Annotated in this window: 14 protein-coding genes and 2 pseudogenes; 5 read left to right on the forward strand and 11 right to left on the reverse strand. The window is 69.2% G+C overall.

Translation table 11 applies throughout. The annotated features are described in order from the left end of the window. Positions 1 to 79: 79 nt before the first annotated feature. Entirely contained in the window at positions 80 to 259 is a 180-nt protein-coding gene (locus tag AB852_RS34995) for a hypothetical protein (protein WP_073794944.1), read from the forward strand. A gap of 320 nt (positions 260 to 579) precedes the next feature. Here AB852_RS34995 and AB852_RS41190 read toward each other — a convergent pair whose 3' ends face one another. Then, the gene (locus AB852_RS41190; protein ID WP_245877041.1) at positions 580 to 828 is read right to left on the reverse strand and encodes a DDE-type integrase/transposase/recombinase; all 249 of its coding nucleotides are present in this window, start codon (positions 826 to 828) and stop codon (positions 580 to 582) included. An 86-nt stretch (positions 829 to 914) separates the two neighbouring features. Next, positions 915 to 1037, reverse strand: a pseudogene (locus AB852_RS41715) (hypothetical protein); the annotation flags it as partial. On the opposite strand from AB852_RS41715, the gene AB852_RS41195 reads away from it, so the two are divergent. Further along, the gene (locus AB852_RS41195; RefSeq protein ID WP_245877042.1) at positions 1003 to 1245 is read left to right on the forward strand and encodes a hypothetical protein; all 243 of its coding nucleotides are present in this window, start codon (positions 1003 to 1005) and stop codon (positions 1243 to 1245) included. The pseudogene AB852_RS41715 and the gene AB852_RS41195 sit on opposite strands and share 35 nt — an antisense overlap. 75 nt (positions 1246 to 1320) lie before the next feature. Here AB852_RS41195 and AB852_RS35005 read toward each other — a convergent pair whose 3' ends face one another. Beyond that, entirely contained in the window at positions 1321 to 2037 is a 717-nt protein-coding gene (locus AB852_RS35005; protein WP_073794946.1) for a hypothetical protein, read from the reverse strand. 709 nt (positions 2038 to 2746) lie between these two features. Between AB852_RS35005 and AB852_RS35010 the strand changes: the two genes are divergently transcribed. Next, positions 2747 to 4363 carry a phospholipase A2 gene (locus tag AB852_RS35010; RefSeq protein ID WP_245877043.1) on the forward strand — a complete coding sequence of 539 codons (1617 nt, stop codon included), beginning with the start codon at positions 2747 to 2749 and terminating at the stop codon, positions 4361 to 4363. A 152-nt stretch (positions 4364 to 4515) separates the two neighbouring features. Next, entirely contained in the window at positions 4516 to 6873 is a 2358-nt protein-coding gene (locus AB852_RS35015; RefSeq protein WP_073794949.1) for a proprotein convertase P-domain-containing protein, read from the forward strand. A 446-nt stretch (positions 6874 to 7319) separates the two neighbouring features. On the opposite strand, the gene AB852_RS41555 is transcribed toward AB852_RS35015, so the two are convergent. From AB852_RS41555 to AB852_RS35025, 3 genes and pseudogenes are all read right to left on the reverse strand, one after another. Further along, positions 7320 to 7496: a DUF6087 family protein gene (locus AB852_RS41555; RefSeq protein WP_329562198.1), complete on the reverse strand. Its 177-nt coding sequence runs from the start codon at positions 7494 to 7496 to the stop codon at positions 7320 to 7322. 581 nt (positions 7497 to 8077) lie between these two features. Continuing rightward, positions 8078 to 8197 (reverse strand): annotated as a pseudogene (locus AB852_RS41720) (HipA family kinase); the annotation flags it as partial. A gap of 110 nt (positions 8198 to 8307) precedes the next feature. Then, positions 8308 to 9300 (reverse strand): Bug family tripartite tricarboxylate transporter substrate binding protein, encoded by a 993-nt coding sequence (locus tag AB852_RS35025; protein WP_073794952.1) that lies wholly within the window; start codon positions 9298 to 9300, stop codon positions 8308 to 8310. A gap of 123 nt (positions 9301 to 9423) precedes the next feature. On the opposite strand from AB852_RS35025, the gene AB852_RS35030 reads away from it, so the two are divergent. Further along, the gene (locus AB852_RS35030; protein WP_073794955.1) at positions 9424 to 10143 is read left to right on the forward strand and encodes a GntR family transcriptional regulator; all 720 of its coding nucleotides are present in this window, start codon (positions 9424 to 9426) and stop codon (positions 10141 to 10143) included. Positions 10144 to 10453: 310 nt separating this feature from the next. On the opposite strand, the gene AB852_RS35035 is transcribed toward AB852_RS35030, so the two are convergent. The 5 genes from AB852_RS35035 to AB852_RS35055 all read right to left on the reverse strand — a co-directional run bounded on the left by AB852_RS35035 (position 10454) and on the right by AB852_RS35055 (position 16960). After that, positions 10454 to 11542, reverse strand: coding sequence for a peptidase C39 family protein (locus AB852_RS35035; RefSeq protein ID WP_073794958.1), 1089 nt, complete (start codon positions 11540 to 11542; stop codon positions 10454 to 10456). Between the two features lie 127 nt (positions 11543 to 11669). Continuing rightward, positions 11670 to 13757: an iron ABC transporter permease gene (locus AB852_RS35040; protein ID WP_073794961.1), complete on the reverse strand. Its 2088-nt coding sequence runs from the start codon at positions 13755 to 13757 to the stop codon at positions 11670 to 11672. An 11-nt stretch (positions 13758 to 13768) separates the two neighbouring features. Next, positions 13769 to 14833, reverse strand: a complete 1065-nt coding sequence (locus AB852_RS35045) for an iron-siderophore ABC transporter substrate-binding protein (protein ID WP_073794964.1) — start codon at positions 14831 to 14833, stop codon at positions 13769 to 13771. Between the two features lie 221 nt (positions 14834 to 15054). Continuing rightward, on the reverse strand, positions 15055 to 15918 hold the full coding sequence (locus tag AB852_RS35050) for an ABC transporter ATP-binding protein (protein WP_073794967.1): 864 nt from the start codon (positions 15916 to 15918) through the stop codon (positions 15055 to 15057). Between the two features lie 166 nt (positions 15919 to 16084). Then, positions 16085 to 16960, reverse strand: coding sequence for a helix-turn-helix domain-containing protein (locus AB852_RS35055; protein WP_073794969.1), 876 nt, complete (start codon positions 16958 to 16960; stop codon positions 16085 to 16087). Between the last annotated feature and the right edge of the window lie 28 nt (positions 16961 to 16988).

The raw sequence follows: 16988 nt of genomic DNA on the forward strand, positions 1-16988 counted from the left end.
CGTCGGGCTGGCGGGGTCAGGGCCCTGTGCCGATGCCCCGGTACCCCGGCCCGGGGCCGCGCCGTTTCGGGCGCGGCAGGTGCCGGGGCGCCCCCGCCGGATCGTCCCGCTGCTCGGCCCGGACGCGCCGCCAGCGGAGCGGCTTGAGAACTGCATGCTGTACCCCGGCTGCTACCAGCCCCTCTACGGGAGCGCTGCCTCGCACATGCTCATCGTGGAGCGGGTGGAGACCCACCCGTTCGGTCTGCGCAGCCAGTAGGTAGGCAAGTGGACGGCATCCTGCTGGAGCGACTCGGGTTCGCGTGGGACCGTCCATCCGCCTCAGCCGGTGAGCAGTCGGGATCGAACCGGGGCCGGACAGGTTGTCTGTTCGGCCCCCGTGCCGAGACAGGTTTCGTTGTTCGGCAGGCCGCCGGTCCGGTGGAGGGATCTTGCTGATGGTCGAGCCCAGCGGCAAGGCTCCCTCAAGCCCGGTGAGCATGCCCAGTAGTTGGTGCGCAGCTCTGCCCGCTCCCCCGCGTCCCCGCCCGGAGGCCGGGGCGCAGCCAGGCTCGCCGGGATCTTCTCGGCCTCACATGATCAAAAAGGACAAGGCCCGACTACGCCGAAGCCCTGCCACAGGGCCATGTCCGGCGCGTCCAGGACGAGCTGGGTCTCCTTCGACGTGGCGGCGGACCGGTCGACGATGCGGCGGGAGAAGATGTCGACGCCGAAGGCGACGTAGACCACTGCCGGCCACGTGCTGATGTGGGTGAGGTCCGCGACCCAGCAGCGGTTGGGGGCCGGCGCGACGAAGTCGCGGTCCAGGAGGTCCGGTGCCCGCTCCACGGAGCTGTCCGGGATCGTGGTGATGATCTTTTTCCGCGGACGGCCCCGGTGACGCCCAGCTCGCGCATCAGGCGTTCGACGGTGCACCGGGCCACGACGTGGCCCTGTCGGTGCCGCTCGCGCCAGACCTTCCTGGCCTCGTAGACAAGGTAGTTGGAATCGAGGATCTGCCGGATGAGCGGCTTCAGCTGGGCGATCTCCTTCTTCAGCGCCTTGACCTGCGCGGACTCCTCCGTGGTCGTCCCCGGCCGCTGCCCGGAGTCGACCTCGTCCCGCTTCACCCGGTTCCGCGGGGGCTCTGCCGAACCGATGCCCGGCTTCTGGGCGACCGCCCGCAGCGCGGCCGACTCGTTCGGACAGCCACCACGGACCTCGGCGAACATGCGCACCGCGCGACGGCGCAGCTCAAGCGGGTAACGGGAAGGGCGTGCCATGGCTCGATCCATTCACGGAATCGGGTCTCCACCGAACCCGGAACGGTGCACTCGCAGTTCAGGAGGACGGTGCGTCCAGGTTCGGCTTCCGCCTCACCTCAGTCACGGACACGCTCTCGTCTGCGGGGGCGCCGAAGGGTTCCGCGATCACGCCTGTTCCGGTGCCGATGACTTCCACTGCCAGGCCGGAGCCCATGAACCGAAGGTCCACTCGGGCGCGCGGGTCGCCGCCGAGGTCGGGCATCTTGTGGATGCGGTCGGTACGGTATCCGGCGGCGATAATGGTCTGCTGAAGTGCGCTGTAGGTGGTATGCGGCTTTCCGGCTGCTTTGGTGGTCAGGCGCTCGGCGTGCTTGGCGGCGGCGCACTTTTCGATTTCGCCGAGTTCGACTTCCTGTGGCGGGCCGGACCGCATGGGCTTGTCGGGCATCTCACCTGACTCATCGACGGGGATGGGTATGTCGCCGTTCGCGTCAGGTGTCCCGGCGGGCTTGTCGGTGCGGGGGGCTGCACCGCTGGGGATGCCGCCGGGCAGTGTCCCGGGATCCGGTGCGGCGCCGCTGCCGCTGGGGGCGTCGGGGGAGCATTGGCGTGCGAACTTGTTGAGGAGGTCGAGGAACTGCTTCTCGGTGGGCTGCCGGGCGGGTGAGGCGGAGACCTGGGAGCCGACCGGGGTGGTGGAGGTGGATGAGGCTGTCTGGGTGCCGCAGGCGGTCAGGGCGAGGGAGCCCGCAGCCGCTATGACGACGGATCCAGTGAAGCGAATTGATGGCATAGATGAATCTTTGCCGCACGCTCACAGGGGCGCATGAGTATGCGTACTCATGGCTTGATTACGCCAAAGCAGTCGTAGAGATCTGTGGATCAATTGACCTCGGTCTCGTTGCGATGGCTCGATTTCGACGAGTTCGGTTTCGAATCCGTCATCGTTCTCCAGGAAAGGCCCCGGCGCAGTTCCGCGCTGCCCGGTTTCATGATGTTGATCAGATGTCGTGAACGGCGCAAGCGTCCCGTGGTGGAGTAGGTCGCGGCGGGCGTGGGCGATGCCGGCTCGTCCGGCGAGGCGGATCGTACTGATGGCCAGGTTGCGGAAGCCGGCCGTCGCCCGCAGAGCCGTACTGGTCCCGACCTGCGAGTCGTCCTCGTGGAAGGTGACGTCCGGGTCGGATCAGGCGGGCTTGGTGCTGATCATGACGGGGTGGTTCTCCTGTCGGTGCCCTCTCAGGCTCACCCGCCGAAGCGGGAAGTCTCACCCAAGGCTGACAGGGAGGGAATCGATGACCGTCCCAGGACCATTCGGCAAGGTATCCCTTTCGCGGGTCACCCGTCGCCGATCCACAGTTTTCGAGTATTGCTCCGGGTCTCAAAAACGCTCATAAATGGAGGAGTGGGCTCCAGTTATACGGTCTTGCAGGCACATGTTCGGATCGCATAAGTTCCCGGATTGTTGATCAGAGCTCGTCAACTTGACCGAAGGGAACACAGTGCGCAAAATCGCGCTTCCTGTGATAGCGGCGGCCTCCCTGGCCATGCTGCTGCCGCAGTCACCCGCCGTCGCCGACACCACGCCCAGCGCGCCTCTGGCCGACGGCACGGTCACCACCATCGGCCCCGGCCTGTACGAGTCTGCCACCGACACGTACACCGTCACCGAGAACGATGTCCCCGCCGGGCTGATGGGCCGCTCCCATGCCGTGAACGGGCAGGGATCCGGTCCCGCCGGCGTTGAGCAGGCGCCTTCCGCGCGTGCAGACCTGGACGTGTTCGGCAAGGCGTGGGAGGCCGAGTTCCTCGGCGGGCAACTCAACCGCACCCTCGTCTCCTCCAGTGGTGCGATCACCGTGCAGGACCTGGCGTCGGGTGCCTCCACCCGCTACGACCTGACCGAGTCCATCGCCGGCCCCAACGGCGGCAGCACCAACACCTACAAGGCCGCTGACGGGTCCACGCTCATGGAGTCCATCGTCTTCGATGACCTGTCCGGGTCGCTGAAGACCACCGTCGTCGAGACCGTAGAAGTCAACCTTGCCGCCGGCGCCACCGGGGACGACGTTCCCGTGGATGCGTCCGGCGCACCGATTCCGGCCGCTGACCTGAAGCCGACCTACGTCTACAAGCAGGTGTCTGGCAGCGGGGACACCTGGCGGGTGACGTCGGTGGGTAACAACGCGTACAAGCCGTCGACCGTCACCTACGACGCGCAGGGCCGCGTCTCGCAGGCGAAGGACCCGGCGCGTGGCACCGACACTCCGGCGCAGACGCTGAAGGTGAACTACTCCACCGCGACCACTGCCACTTCCACGGCGCTGGGTGAAGTGAGTGGTCTGGTGAAGGACATCTCTCTCACGGTCGGTACCACCACACAGACGCTGGCCCGCTACAGCTACGACAGTGCGGGGCTGCTGAAGAAGGTGGAGAACCCGTCGGCGGGTGACGAGCTGAACGCGTACGCCTATGACGGGTTGAATCGGCTGGACACCGCGACCACTGATGGTGGCGGGAGGTGGGATCTGAACTTCGGTGCGGAGACCGCTCAGGCGACGGTGACGGAGACGACCGGAACTGTTCCGGATGGCGGCACCGCGATGGCGGGTGCGCCTTCGATTCAGCAGGGAGAAGGGGTTGTTCCGGCGGCGTCCGACTTCGAGTCCGGTGAGATCAACGCGCCCACCGCGAACCCGTCGTGGTGCAACAACGCCTATGAGTGGATGTGGTACACGGCGAGTGGCTGTGCGACGAAGGTCGCTCACTACGGGTGGCGTAACCCGTACTGGAAGGTGACGCCGACGGGGCACTACGTGGTGGGTATCAACCACGATCACTGCACCTCTGCCAGGGACAAGCCGAACGGCTGGAACTTCATTCCGGCGTGCGACATGCACGACTACGGGTACGGCACGATCGGGAACGCCTACAAGGGCTACAAGTGGTACCTGGACAAGGGCAAGGGCGCTCAGGCTGACGTGACGTTCTACAAGACGTTGTACAACTACACCTGCCCCCGGTACAGCAACAAGAAGTCCTGCCGGGCTACGGCGTACGCGTACTACACGGCTGTCTTCTACTTCGGCCGTCCGAAGAACGGCGCCAACGCCACCTGACCGTTCAGGTGAGCGAGTCGGCTTGCTGAGGTGACAGGGGTCCGAGCCGTCCTATACCCGCTCGGACCCCTTTTCCATGCCGTCCCCGGAAGAAGGAAGAACCCGTTTTGAAGCGGCCTATATGGGCTACCGTCACGGCGACGGTAGCAGCCATGGTCCTCGCGGCCATGCCCTCCCCCTACAACCCCATCACCGGCACTGCGCTGGCGGCTACCAGCGACGCTGTTGATCCGGCCCTCAACGACAAGGTTGCCTCCGGCGGCACCGTCCGCGTCAACGTCGTCACCTCCCAGACATCGGAGCTGTCCTCTGCGCAAACGGCGGGGGCAACCCTCGTCACCTACAACACGCTTCCCCTGGTCACCTTGCGGGTGAACCAGACCGGGCTCACGAACCTTGAATCGCAGCCCGGTGTCATCTCCGTCACCGAAGACGTGCCGGTCAAGGCAACTCTGAACGAATCCACCGTCAAGATCGGGTCCGACAGGGCGACCGCCGCAGGCAAGACCGGCGCCGGAGTGACGATCGCTGTCCTGGACACCGGAGTGGAGAAGGGGCATCCGTTCCTCGGTGGGCGCGTCAAGCAGGAAGCGTGTTTCTCCGTCACTGACGCGGGCTACGGTGCCACCAGCCTCTGCCCGGACAGCACGCAGGCTCAGGTGGGTGCCGGTTCAGCTGACACGTCCACCGGCCCGTGCTCGCTGCTCGGCACGCAGTGCGACCATGGCACTCACGTCGCCGGTATCGCCGCAGGCAACTCGAACAGTGCTGTTGGTGCGCCAAAGCGAGGCGTCGCCCCCGCAGCTGATATTGCTGCCGTGCAGGTGTTCACCCGGTTCAACGACGACACCTACTGCGGAGCCGGGGGCAGCCCGTGCGTGCTGTCCTTCACCTCTTCGCAGATCAAGGGCCTGGAGCAGGTGCAGCAGTGGAAGACCGCCGGGGTGAACATTGTCGCCGCGAACATGAGCCTGGGCGGGGCCCGCTGGACCACTGGCTGCAACGCGGATCCGCGTAAGGCGATCATCGACAGTCTTCTCACCAAGGGTGTCGCCACTGTCATCGCCGCCGGCAACAACGGCTACACCGATGCCGTGTCCGCGCCCGGCTGTATTGCTTCTGCTGTCACCGTGGGATCGACCACGGACACCGATGAGGTGTCCACGTTCTCCAACCGTGGCCCGCTGCTGGACCTGTTTGCCCCCGGCACCTCCATCAACTCGTCGGTGACGGGCGGCAATTACGCCTCCAAGAACGGCACTTCGATGGCCACTCCGCACGTTGCGGGGGCTCTGGCTGTGCTGCGGCAGACGTATCCGGCGGAGACGATCGAATCCCTGGTGTCGCTGCTCGCCACGTCTGGTACGCCCATCTCGTACACGGGAGCGACCACGCCGCGTATTGATGTGTACAAGGCCATCACCGCGGTGACTCCGGGGCCTGATCCCACGACGAAGAAGCCGCGTGCGTTCCACATCGACAACGATCAGACGGTTGCCATCCCCGATGGTGTGGGCTCTCCGGCCCCTGGACCCGCCGCTACGTCGCCGATCACCGTGGCCGAGTACCCGGGGCAGGCGTCGAACAAGCTGAGCGTGTCGGTGAACATCACCCACACCTACCGGGGTGATGTGAAGCTGGAGCTGATCTCGCCGACCGGCAAGGTGTTCCTACTGAAGAATTCCTCTGTTTCGGATGGGGCGGACAACATTGTCGCCGTTTACACGGTGGATGCTTCTGTTGAACCGGCGAACGGCACGTGGAAGCTTCAGATGACCGATGTTGATGACGCTGACACCGGAAAGCTGAACTGGTGGTCGCTGATCTTCCCGACGCCGTTCGAGAAGAACGCCAACGAGGTCATTGCCGACAACAGCACGCTCGTGTCCGCGATCGACGTCACCAACATCAACGGCAACGCGGCCGGGCCGCTCCAGGTGTACGTGAACATGGATCACACCAAGCTCGGTGAGGCTCGTGTTCTCCTGGCGAGCCCGGACGGCCGGGTGTACACCCTCAAACCGTACGGTTCGGAGCCTGGCGGCAGTCTGGTCACCACATGGGGTGTGGATGCCACGGATGCGGTCGCGAACGGCACATGGACGCTGAAGGTCACCGACAACGCCACAGGTGACACCGGCACGCTGAAGGGCTGGGCGCTTGGTTTCCCGTCGTATGAGAACCAGACCGTCAAGCCCATCCCGGACAAGAACTACGAGGAGATCTGGACCAGTGTGTCCAACCTCTTCGGCACCGCGTCTTCGAAGGTCCAGGTGTATGTGGAGGTCGATCACCAGCGTCACGCCGACCTGAAGATTGATGTCATCGCCCCGGATGGCTCCATCCATCTCCTCAAGCCGTCCGGTGCGCCTACGGGTGGCGGCACCTTCAAGAAGGTGTACACCGTGAATCTTGATGGAAAGTCCGTCAATGGCTGGTGGAAGCTGCGCGTCGACGACCTGACTGTCGGGAACACGGGCACGACGAACAAATTCGCCGTCCGTTTCTGAATCCCCCTTCGGAACCGTACGGAGACAACTGCGCGCCCCGCCCTTCTCTTCCCGGGGTGGGGCGCGCTCCATGCCGGGCAATTGAAAGGATGATCGAATCTCATGTCCGCCAACCTCACTACCAGTGACTTGTCGATCTGAAACGCTTTGGGATCCGGCTCGTTGACCGCGAACTTTCGTGACGGGCTGTCGGATCTCCGGCGGCCAGCACGAAGCCGACTGGAGCCGCCTCCCCGACGAAGTGACCACCCGGCTCCGCCACGCGCACGCCCACCCCGGGCAGATCGCCGACACCCTCGACCACGCCGCCCACGCCTTCGGCACCCCGGCACACGGCGCCCGTGTCCGGCCGCCGCCTCGGATACACCGGCACCCGGGCCCGGATCGGGATGCCTTCCGCCACGGGGCATCATGCTGCGGGCGCCGCCGATCGGAAGTTCGTTCAATCATTCCTGGGCTGCTGCGAGGCCGGGGGCGGTGCCGGCCGGCTCGTACGCGAACCCGCTCCACTCCTCCAGAACGCGCGCCTCGTCGGGCCGGAGGTGACTGCGCCGCCGTGCACCGGCCGGTGACGCCGGTAGATGTTCATCGGCGGGCGGCGCCGCTCGTCGTACGCGGCGCATGGGTTGTCGGCGTCCAGACGCGGGACGGCGCGCGACGGCTGGTCCGACGGTTTGGGTCGGCTGTGCCTGACCATGCCTCGATGCTCTCAGGCCACGGTCGTGGTCTGCCTGGCGGAGAGTACCTTCGCCCGGGTCCGTGGGGTCGGCGCGGTCAGCACCCCGCGCTCGGCCACCGGTTCCACTGTCATCCGGAAGCCCCCGTCACGCACACGATCACGGACAACTCGACCGTAGTGCAAGCGAGTTCGACCCGTCCGGCACGTCCCGCGGTTCCCTGCACGTGACAGCCGACCACCGGCGTCGCCGCCGGAACTCGCGGAGAACGGGGACTGGCCATCCCCTCCACAGCCCGCACCTACTCAGCCCCAGCACTCACTCAGCGCGACTGCGACCACGTGCGGGTTCACTCCACGTCAGCGCCCGGGGCCAAGTCCCGCCTGGGAGGAACCGGGGGAGAAAGCGCACGGCTGGGGAGCGCTCAGGGAGAAGCGGCCGCATGACACGGCGCGCCCCTGAAAGACACCGAAAGGACCAACTAGGCAGGTCAGCCCGGGAAACTGCCACCTTTACGCAGGTCAGCCCCCCTCGCACGTCAACTTCATGGCGTACGTACCGAGATCGTCGGCCTCGACCACACCGGGCAGCGACCCGCCCTCACGCAGCGGCGTGATGTAGCGGGTCACGGTAACTTCCGTCAGTATCTCGCCAGGCTGTACGGCGTGCCCCGGGTGGGCGCCCATGGATCTGCCGGTCTCATGCCGTGGTGGTGGATGGCCGCGCACGGTGGCGGTCACCCACCACGGGGCTCGGATCAGTTCTTGGCCAGGCCCAGCTCGCCGAGGATCTCCTTGACCCGGCTGTTCTCCTCCTTGAGCCATGTCGCGAACTCGTCACCGGCGAGGAAGTTGTCGTTCCAGGCGTTCTCCGCGGCGATGTCCTTCCAGCCCTCTGTGCCGTGCATCTCCTTGAGCGTCTCGACGTACCGGGTCTTGAGCGCGTCGTCCAGATCACCCGGGGCCATCATCGAGCGCCAGTTCTGGAATTCCAGGGACTTGTCGACGTCAGCGGCGGTCTGCTCGAAGGGGGGGCCGTCGACGGGCTCAAGTGACGAGACGAGGAGGCCCTTCACCCTGCCGCTCTTGATCTGGGGGGCGAACTCGCTGAGCCCCGAGACGCCGGCCTGGGCCTTGCCGCTGAGGAGCGCGGTCGTCGCCTCGCCGCCGCCGCTGTTGGGCACGTACTTGATGTCGGCGGGCTTGACACCGTAGTGCCGGGCGAGCAGACCTATGTAGATGTGGTCGGCGCTTCCCACCGAGCCGCCCGCGATGGCGACCGATTCGGGGTCCTCCTTGATCGCCGCGAACAGGTCGTCGACCGACTTGTAGGGCGAGTTCGTCGGCGTGACGACGACCTCGTACTCGCCCATGAGGCGGGCGAGGGGCGTGAGGTCGTCGAGCGTGGCTTCGGTCCCGTTGCTGATGACGCCGCTCATCATCGCCAGCCCCGAGGTGATCCAGAGATCCTCCTTGCCCTTCTGGGGCGCGAACTTGGAGAGGGCGACGGTGCCGGAGGCCCCGGCGACATTCGTGACCTCGGGCGACTTCGCGAGCCCGGCGAATCTCAGCGCGTCCTGGGTGCCGCGGGCGGTTCGGTCCCAACCGCTGCCAGGCGCGGCCGGCGCGATGATCTCAAGACGGTCGAGCGCTTCGGGCTCGGCGTCCGAGGCCGGGTCCTCACTGCTACCGCATGCGCTGAGGGCAAGGACAGCGGCCGCAGTTGTGGCGGCGGTGCGGGTGATCTTCATGGAAGCTTCCTTGTCTCTCCGGCAGGTGCCTGGAGAACCGGAATGTATACATACGGAGGTGAGCCCACAAGAGTTCACGCGCATTTCGCACTCACTCGTAACCATGGTGTATACACTGCATCCATGTTGACCACTCCCCCCACAGCCGCAGGACGCGCCTACGCGCAACTGCGGTCGGAGATCCTTGACGGCGTTCTGCCACCGGGCGCCCACCTCCTGGAGGTGGAACAGTCCGAGCGCCTGGGGGTCTCCCGCACACCGGTGCGCGAAGCCCTGAGCCGCCTTGCCGCAGAGGGTCTCGCCGAGCCGTCGGGGAAACGGGGCCTCGTGATCACGCAGGTCGACGACCGGTACGTGCGCAGCCTCTTCGAGCAGCGTTCCTGCCTTGAGTCCCAGGCCGCCCAGCTCGCCGCCTTACGCGGTGAGCCCGCGGTCTTCGCGGAGTTCGGGGACCACTTCACGCAGTGGCATGACCTCTTCCGGGGTGCCGCGGTCTCCGACGGGCAGGTGAGCGACTACTTCGCACTCATCCGGCGCTTCGACGAGGCCGTCAACGAGGCGACGGACAACTCCTTCCTGGTCGACGCGATGGAGAACCTGCGGACCCACGTCGCCCGTGTGCGCCGTATGGCCGGCCACTCCCGGAGCAGGCTCGAAGCGTCCGCCTCGGAGCACGCGCTCATCGCGCGGGCCATCTCCCGCCGCGATGCCGCGCTCTCCGTCCACGCCACGCGTGTTCATCTGCACAACAGCGTCGAACACTTCCGCCGGTCCTGGCGTCCCGCCGAGACGGAACCGACCGAAGGGCAACTCCCCACCACAGCAACGGAGACGCCCGGATGAAGAACCGTCCCGTCCGGTCCCACCAGGCCATCGGCCAGGCACCGCACACCGATTACCACAGCCCGGGAGTCCCGCGAGGGCGGGATCTCCTCATGGAAGGCGTACGCGCCCGGGTTCGCCGGCAGGCTCGCGGTCGCGCGCGACAACTGGTGGACACGTGCGCACCCTGGACGAATTCTCCCGGGTACGTGCCGCGATCGCTGTACCGCCCCTCGTCAGCATGACCGAGTTCGTCGTACGGCGTGACTCCCGTGAATCCACGGACCGGGTGACGCCGTGCGGCCGGGGGTCCGCTGCCAGGCCCCGCACGTCACCGCCCGGCTGAAGCCGTCCGGCGTCCGATGGTCACCGCGCCGCCGAAGCCGTCCGGCGAGATGGCCGACATGGTGTCGAGCGACGGATCGGGGACGGGCAGCAGATGGGCGTCGACCCAGGTGTCCCCCTTCGCCGCGTCGGCCCACGGGTCGTCGACCACGACGGCGCCGGGCACGACGCCATGGCAGAGCACCCAGTGCGGCACGTCGAAGCCCTGCATCGCGGCGAGCGAGACCAGGAGCAGCACATGCTCGCGTCGGCCGATCGCGCTCCGGATGCCGGTCGTGGAGAGGCGGCGCGGGTCGACCGGGACGCCGATCCGTCCGGCGTCCTCACGTGACATGCGCTGGAGGTGGGCACGCCACTCCCGCTCGCTCTCCGGGAGGTGGCCGAGCATGACGGGCCGGTCCGTGTCGAGGTGGACCGTGACGGGGGACGACGGCCACGCGCGGCGGACGGCGACGCCCAGTCCCACGGGCTCGCACGCGGGGAAGTTGGTCGCGTCGCGCCACAGCGTCAGCTCCGCCCGGCGGTCGAGCCCGTCCCCCGGCAGCGCCCCCGCGTGTGCCTGCGCGACCAGGGCGGTGACGGCGCCGCAGGTGAAGTGCGTGGTCTGCCCGTAGTACGGAGGTGCGGTCACCACGCCGTCGCGCAGCCAGCGGAAGTATCCGGCGGCAGGCCCTTCGGCGCCCTCGGAGCGCGCGAGCGGAGGACCCAGGGGGGCGAATCCCGCGGCGACGGCTTCCTCGGAAGTCGCCGTCCAGCCTTCCCACTTGACCTGCGCGAGCCCCCGGGCGCGCGCGTGGGCGACAACCGCCGCGACGGCCGCCGGCACGTCACCGACGGCGTCGACGATCTTCAGATACGCCGTGTGCGGGCGGGCCGTCACGAGCGCGGCGGCGGTCCAGTCCTCCCCGTCCGCGCCCCGGACACCCACGAGGTGCGGGGCATGGCCGGAGCGGTCGACCGCGCGCCAGCGTTCCAGCACCCCGTGGTGTCCGAGCCCCCTCAGCGGGGCAGGCGGCTCACCGGCCTCGAACGGGACGACGACGGACCTCACGGACGCTTCCTGCGGGGACGGCATCGCGGTACTCCTGGCGGGACGGGACGGAGCGGGACTGGATTGGGCGGGACGGAGCGGGGCGGGACTGGGCGGGTCGGGCCGAGGGCGGGTCAGGGCGGGCCGGGGCGCGGGTACGGTGCGTCAGGTGTCATGCGCGGGACTGCCGGAGCACCCAGACGAAGTACGGCGCGCCGACCAGCGCGATCATGAGGCCCGCCGGTACCTGGGCGGGCGCGACGAGCGTGCGGCCGAGGGCGTCGGCCACGCACACCAGCAACGCGCCGAGCAGCATCGCGACCGGGATCGCGCGGCCGTGCCGGGCGCCCACCAGGGACCGGGCGAGATGCGGGGCGACCAGCCCCACGAAGCCGACGACACCGACGGCGATCACGCTGAGCGCCGCGAGCACCGCGGCGATCGCCAGCGCGGCGAAGCGGGTGCGCTCCACCTTGACACCGACGATGCGCGGGGTGTCCTCGTCGACGGCGAGCAGGTCGAGCCGGCCGCGCATGGCGAACAGCACGGGAAGCGCGAGCGCGAGCGCCACCGCGACCGGTACGACGTCGGGCAGCGTGCGGCCGTAGGTCGTACCGGAGAGCCAGGTGAAGATCTGCGGCGTGTTGTACGGGTCGGCACGCAGCAGCAGGAAGGTGGTGACCGAGCTGAGGCCGTATCCGCAGCCGATGCCGATCAGTACGAACCGGTCGGGCAGGAAACCGCCGCGCCAGGCCAGCAGGGCGACCAGCCCGAACGTGGCGAGCCCGGCGGCGACCGCGACCGCGACGAGCACGGGCCGGCCGCCCGACAGCCCGGACGTGGCCACGCTCGCCGCGCCCAGCCCGGCGCCCGCCGTGATGCCGAGCACTCCCGGCTCCGCCAGCGGGTTGCGCACCGCGCCCTGCACGACGCACCCGGCCAGTCCGAGCGCGGCGCCTGCCAGGACCGCGGCGGCCACCCGGGGAACGCGGTCGTCGAGCGCCTGGCCGATCAGGTCCGGGGCGCCGCCGCGGAACCACAGCGCGAGGTCCCCCGTCCGCAGCCAGAGGCTCCCCGCCAGGACCGCCACGAGGACCGCCACGGCCAGCAGGGCCAGTGCACCGGACACGACGAGGAGGAACGCGCGGCGGGACCGTGCGGCGACCCGTGAGTGCGGTGGCTGACGGAGCCGGCCCGTGTCACGCAGGCGCAGCGCGAGGACCACGATCACGACGGAGCCGAGCAGCGCGGTCGGCACGCCGGTGGGGATGGAGGCGGCGCCGTCCGCGCCCTGCACCGCGCGCAGGGAGGCGTCCGCGAGCAGGATGAGCAGCGCGCCGATCAGCCCGGCCGCGGGCACCAGCAGGAGGTGCCGCCGCAATGCCCGGACCCGCCCGGCGATCAGCCGGGCCAGGACGGGGGCGCCGAGGCCGACGAAGGAGATCGGGCCCGCGAGGGTCACCGCCGTACCGGCCAGGAGCACCGCGCAGATCACGGCGGTCACGCGGGTGCTCCGGATCGGCACACCGAGGGTGGACGCGGCGTCGTCGCCCAGGTTCATCACGTCCAGTCGCCGGGACAGCAGCAGGGCGGCGCACAGCACCACGGCCACGACCGGCAGGGCGCGTACCGAGGCGTCGATGTTCATCTGGGCGAGCGAACCGCTGCCCCAGGCGAAGAGGCCGGTCGTGTTCTGGTCGAACAGGATGAGGAGCATCCCGGTCGCCGCGTCCAGGGCGAGCGCGATCGCCGATCCGGCGAGGATGAGCCGGGTACCCGCGGTGCCCGAGGCCCGGCCGGAGAGCAGCAGGACGAGCGCCGCCGCGGCCAGGCCACCGGCGAAGGCGACCGCGCCCGACGCCCACAGCGGGACGGTGAGACCGAGGGCCGCGACGAGCGTGAGGGTGAAGTAGGACCCGGCCGTGACCGCGAGGGTGTCGGGCGAGGCGAGCGTGTTGTGCGTGACGGACTGGAGGAGCGCGCCGGCGACACCGAGGGCGAAGCCCACCGCGACGCCCGCGAGCAGGCGCGGCAGGCGCGAGCCGGTGATGATCTCGCCGACCGGCGCCCCGCCGGTGGCCTCCCGGTCCCCGGTCAGATGGCGCACCAGGTCGCCGACGCCGACGCCCGAGGTCCCCTGCGTCAGGTGCCACAGGCCCACCAGGACGGTCGCGACGAGCAGGACGGCCAGGACTGCCACCCCGAGGGGACCGCCACCGCGCTCGGCGCGCGGCGACGGTCCCGCTACGGGCTTCGACATCAGCGGTGTGTTCACTTCTTGTCGAGCACGTCTACGTACGCGTCGATCGCCTGTGCGCAGGAGCGCGGACCGCCCGCGCCCCACACCCGGGACGGGAACGCGTGCGCGCGGTCCTCCTTGACGGCCGGGAGGGTCTTCCAGATCGGGTTCTTGGCGAGCGCGTCGACGAAGCCGCCGGCCGCGTCGTCGTTGGCGTAGAAGAGGTTGGCGTCGCCCACCCCGGTGAGTCCCTCGACGTCGGTCTGCGCGAGGCCGTAGGCGGCGTCGACGCCGCCGTCACCGTGCGCCTTGTTGACGTCCTTGGTCCACGCGGGGGTCATCCCGAGTTCCTTGCCTATCTCGGTGAACAGGGCGCCGTCGCTGTAGGGGCGGATCGTGAGGTTGCCGCCCTGGAGCCAGCCGTCGAAGTACAGGAAGTCCTTGGTCGGCAGATCGGCGTCGGTGACCCGCTTCTTCGCGGTGGCCAGGTGCTGGTCGAACTCCTTGAGGACCTGGTCGGCCCGCTCGGTGCGGCCCGTCGCCTCGCCGATCATGCTGAACACCTCCCGCATGTTCCCGATCGGGTCCTCGGGGTCGGCGCCCCGGGTGGCCATCACGGGGATGCCCCGCTTCTCCAGCTTCGCGATGGTCTCGTCGTCGGCCTTGAACGCCTCCACGACGATGAGGTCGGGCTTGGCCGCGTAGAGGGTGTCGAGGTCGGGCTCCTCACGGGCGCCGATGTCCGTCACCCCGCCGGGCAGCTTCTCCGCGCTGGTCCAGGCGCGGTACCCCTTCGCGTCGGAGACGACGGTGGGGGTGACGCACAGGGTCAGCGCGTCCTCGACCTGCTGCCATTCCAGGACCGCGATCCGCTTGGCGGGCTTGTCGAGCTTCACCTGCCGGCCGACGCCGTCCTTGAAGGAGACCGGCTTCGTGGAGGTGGTCGTGGTGTCGTCGGCACAGCTCTTCGACGCGGGCGGCGCGCTGGTGCCGCCGCCCGCCTCGCTCTTGTCGACATCGGTCGTGCCGCAGGCCGTCGCGGCGAGGAGGGCGAGCCCCGTGGAGGCTGACGCCGCCAGGCGATGGGCACGGTTCATGAAAGGTCCTCTTTCTTGCGGTTCGTCTGGGGTTCGTGGGAGGGGGCGGGTGTCCCGCCTCGGGGCGTGCCGCCGCGGCCGGTCGGGACCCGCTCCGGGCGGAGGGCCGCCCGAGCGGGTCGGGCTGGTCCGTTCCGGAGGAGGGCCGCCCGAGCGGGGGGCGGATGTCCTGGTTCAGCGGGGCGGACGCCCTGCGGTCCAGCGGGGGCGGCCGTCCCGCGTCAGGAGGAGTGCCGCCCGAGCGGGTCGATACGGAGACGGCCGGTGCGGGGATCGGTACCGACCTCGACCCGGACCTCGTAGACCTCGCCGATGTTCTCGGCGGTGAGGACATCGGCGGGCGCGCCCGCCGCGTGCACCCGGCCGGAGCGCATCAGGACCAGGGTGTCCGCGACCCGGGACGCCTGGTCCAGGTCGTGCAGCACGACCCCGACCGCGATGCCGTGCTCCTCGACGAGATCGCGTATCAGGTCGAGCGTCTCGATCTGGTAGCGCAGGTCCAGGTGGTTGGTCGGTTCGTCCAGCAGCACGACGCCGGTGTCCTGGGCCAGGCAGGCCGCGAGCCAGACCCGCTGCATCTCGCCGCCGGAGAGTTCCCCGACCGGCCGGGCCGCCATGTCCCGTACGCCGGTGATGCCCATGGCGCGGTCGACGGCGGTCCGGTCCTCGGGGGTCGTTCCGCCGAAGCCGTGCCGGTAGGGATGGCGTCCGAACGACACGACCTCCGTGACCGTCAGCCCTTGGGGCGCGGGCCTCGACTGGGAGAACAGCGTGACCTCGCGGGCGAACCGGCGGGAGCTGAGCAGGGCCGCGTCACGCTCGGACGGCCCGCCGAGGGGGCCGAGCGTGACCCGGCCGCCGTCCACCCGGTGCAGCCGGGAGAGCGCGCGCAGCAGCGTGGACTTCCCGCTGCCGTTCGGCCCCACCAGCGCGGTCGCGCGGCCGGGTTCCAGGGTGATCGAGACACCGTGGACCACGGGCTCACCGCCGTACCGCAGCACCAGGTCGTGCCCGTGGAGGGCGGCGGCCGGCGCGGTGGGGTCGACCGCGGGGCGGTCGGCGCGCCGGAAGGGGCTTGTGAACATCGAGGGTCCGGACGGTCGGAGGGGCAAGGACTGCGGCACCCTCCGTCCGGCCTGCACCGGCCGGGCCGCGACTCCCCGCGTACGGCAGGGAGCACCGTTCACGGCGAGCACCAACTAAGGGTCACCTAACTCCGTGAAGGTTATATTCCGCTTGCCGAGTCGACAATCAGGAGTCCGGGACACCCGATACGGGATTCCGGACATCGCCGGGGTCGCCGGCGGTCGTGTCGAAGAACGCGCCGGGCGTGGTTCCCATGACCCGCCGGAACGCCGCGATGAAGGAACTGGGCTGCGCGTAGCCGAGCGTGTCCGAAACCGTCATCACGTCGAAGCCGTCGGAGAGGAGCATCAGCGCCCGGTGCACCCGCAGCATCTGCCGCCACCGGGCGAAGGAGAGCCCTGTCGTGTGACGGAAAGCACGGGTGATCGTGCGGTCGCTGATCCCCAGCGACCGGGCCCACTCCTCCAGCGAACGGCTGTCGCCGGGATCGTCCAGCAGGGCTTCGGCGATCGCGTCGATCCGGGTGTCCCCCGGCAGCCGCAACGCGACCTGGCGCTCCGACGGCTGGATCACGTCGAACACGACCGACTCCGCGCGCGCCCTGGCCTCCGTGTCGAGATCCCCACGGGACAGATGGGTCAGCAGCGACTGGAGCAACGGCGTCATCTCGATCGCCTTCGGCTCCCCGAAGGCGAACGGCGTGCGGTCGGGGGCGAAGAAGGCGTCATGGAACTTCGCACCCGCCGTCGCCCGGCCCCCGTGCACCACTCCGGCGGGCATCCACAGCCCGCACCCCTCGAACACGGTGAAGACACGGTCCCCCACCCGGGACGTCAGCGTTCCGCCGCGTACCCAGACGAGTTCGTGCATGGCGTGCGCGTGCGGCGCCCACTCCGTGGGGACGGGGGGAACATGGAACCCGGCGACGATGGCGAACGGGGCCGCCGTCCCCTCCGGCAGCGCCGGGGCCCGGCGCATCGCGGTGCCCGCCTCGCGCCGCCACATCCCGGGGGTCGCCTCACCGCAGGACGATCGAACCATGGCGACGAGTCTATCCGCGGCCCGCACC

Source organism: Streptomyces uncialis (assembly GCF_001905345.1).
In the GTDB taxonomy this organism is placed as follows: domain Bacteria; phylum Actinomycetota; class Actinomycetes; order Streptomycetales; family Streptomycetaceae; genus Streptomyces; species Streptomyces uncialis.

Bases quoted from the DNA above. Each gene is read 5' to 3' on its own strand.
- AB852_RS41555 (WP_329562198.1), bottom strand. From the start codon at position 7,496: ATGCGCCGCGTACGACGAGCGGCGCCGCCCGCCGATGAACATCTACCG.
- AB852_RS35030 (WP_073794955.1), top strand. From the start codon at position 9,424: ATGTTGACCACTCCCCCCACAGCCGCAGGACGCGCCTACGCGCAACTG.
- AB852_RS35035 (WP_073794958.1), bottom strand. From the start codon at position 11,542: ATGCCGTCCCCGCAGGAAGCGTCCGTGAGGTCCGTCGTCGTCCCGTTC.
- AB852_RS41195 (WP_245877042.1), top strand. From the start codon at position 1,003: ATGAGCGGCTTCAGCTGGGCGATCTCCTTCTTCAGCGCCTTGACCTGC.
- AB852_RS35015 (WP_073794949.1), top strand. From the start codon at position 4,516: ATGGTCCTCGCGGCCATGCCCTCCCCCTACAACCCCATCACCGGCACT.
- AB852_RS35005 (WP_073794946.1), bottom strand. From the start codon at position 2,037: ATGCCATCAATTCGCTTCACTGGATCCGTCGTCATAGCGGCTGCGGGC.
- AB852_RS35040 (WP_073794961.1), bottom strand. From the start codon at position 13,757: ATGTCGAAGCCCGTAGCGGGACCGTCGCCGCGCGCCGAGCGCGGTGGC.
- AB852_RS35025 (WP_073794952.1), bottom strand. From the start codon at position 9,300: ATGAAGATCACCCGCACCGCCGCCACAACTGCGGCCGCTGTCCTTGCC.
- AB852_RS35045 (WP_073794964.1), bottom strand. From the start codon at position 14,833: ATGAACCGTGCCCATCGCCTGGCGGCGTCAGCCTCCACGGGGCTCGCC.
- AB852_RS35055 (WP_073794969.1), bottom strand. From the start codon at position 16,960: ATGGTTCGATCGTCCTGCGGTGAGGCGACCCCCGGGATGTGGCGGCGC.
- AB852_RS35050 (WP_073794967.1), bottom strand. From the start codon at position 15,918: ATGTTCACAAGCCCCTTCCGGCGCGCCGACCGCCCCGCGGTCGACCCC.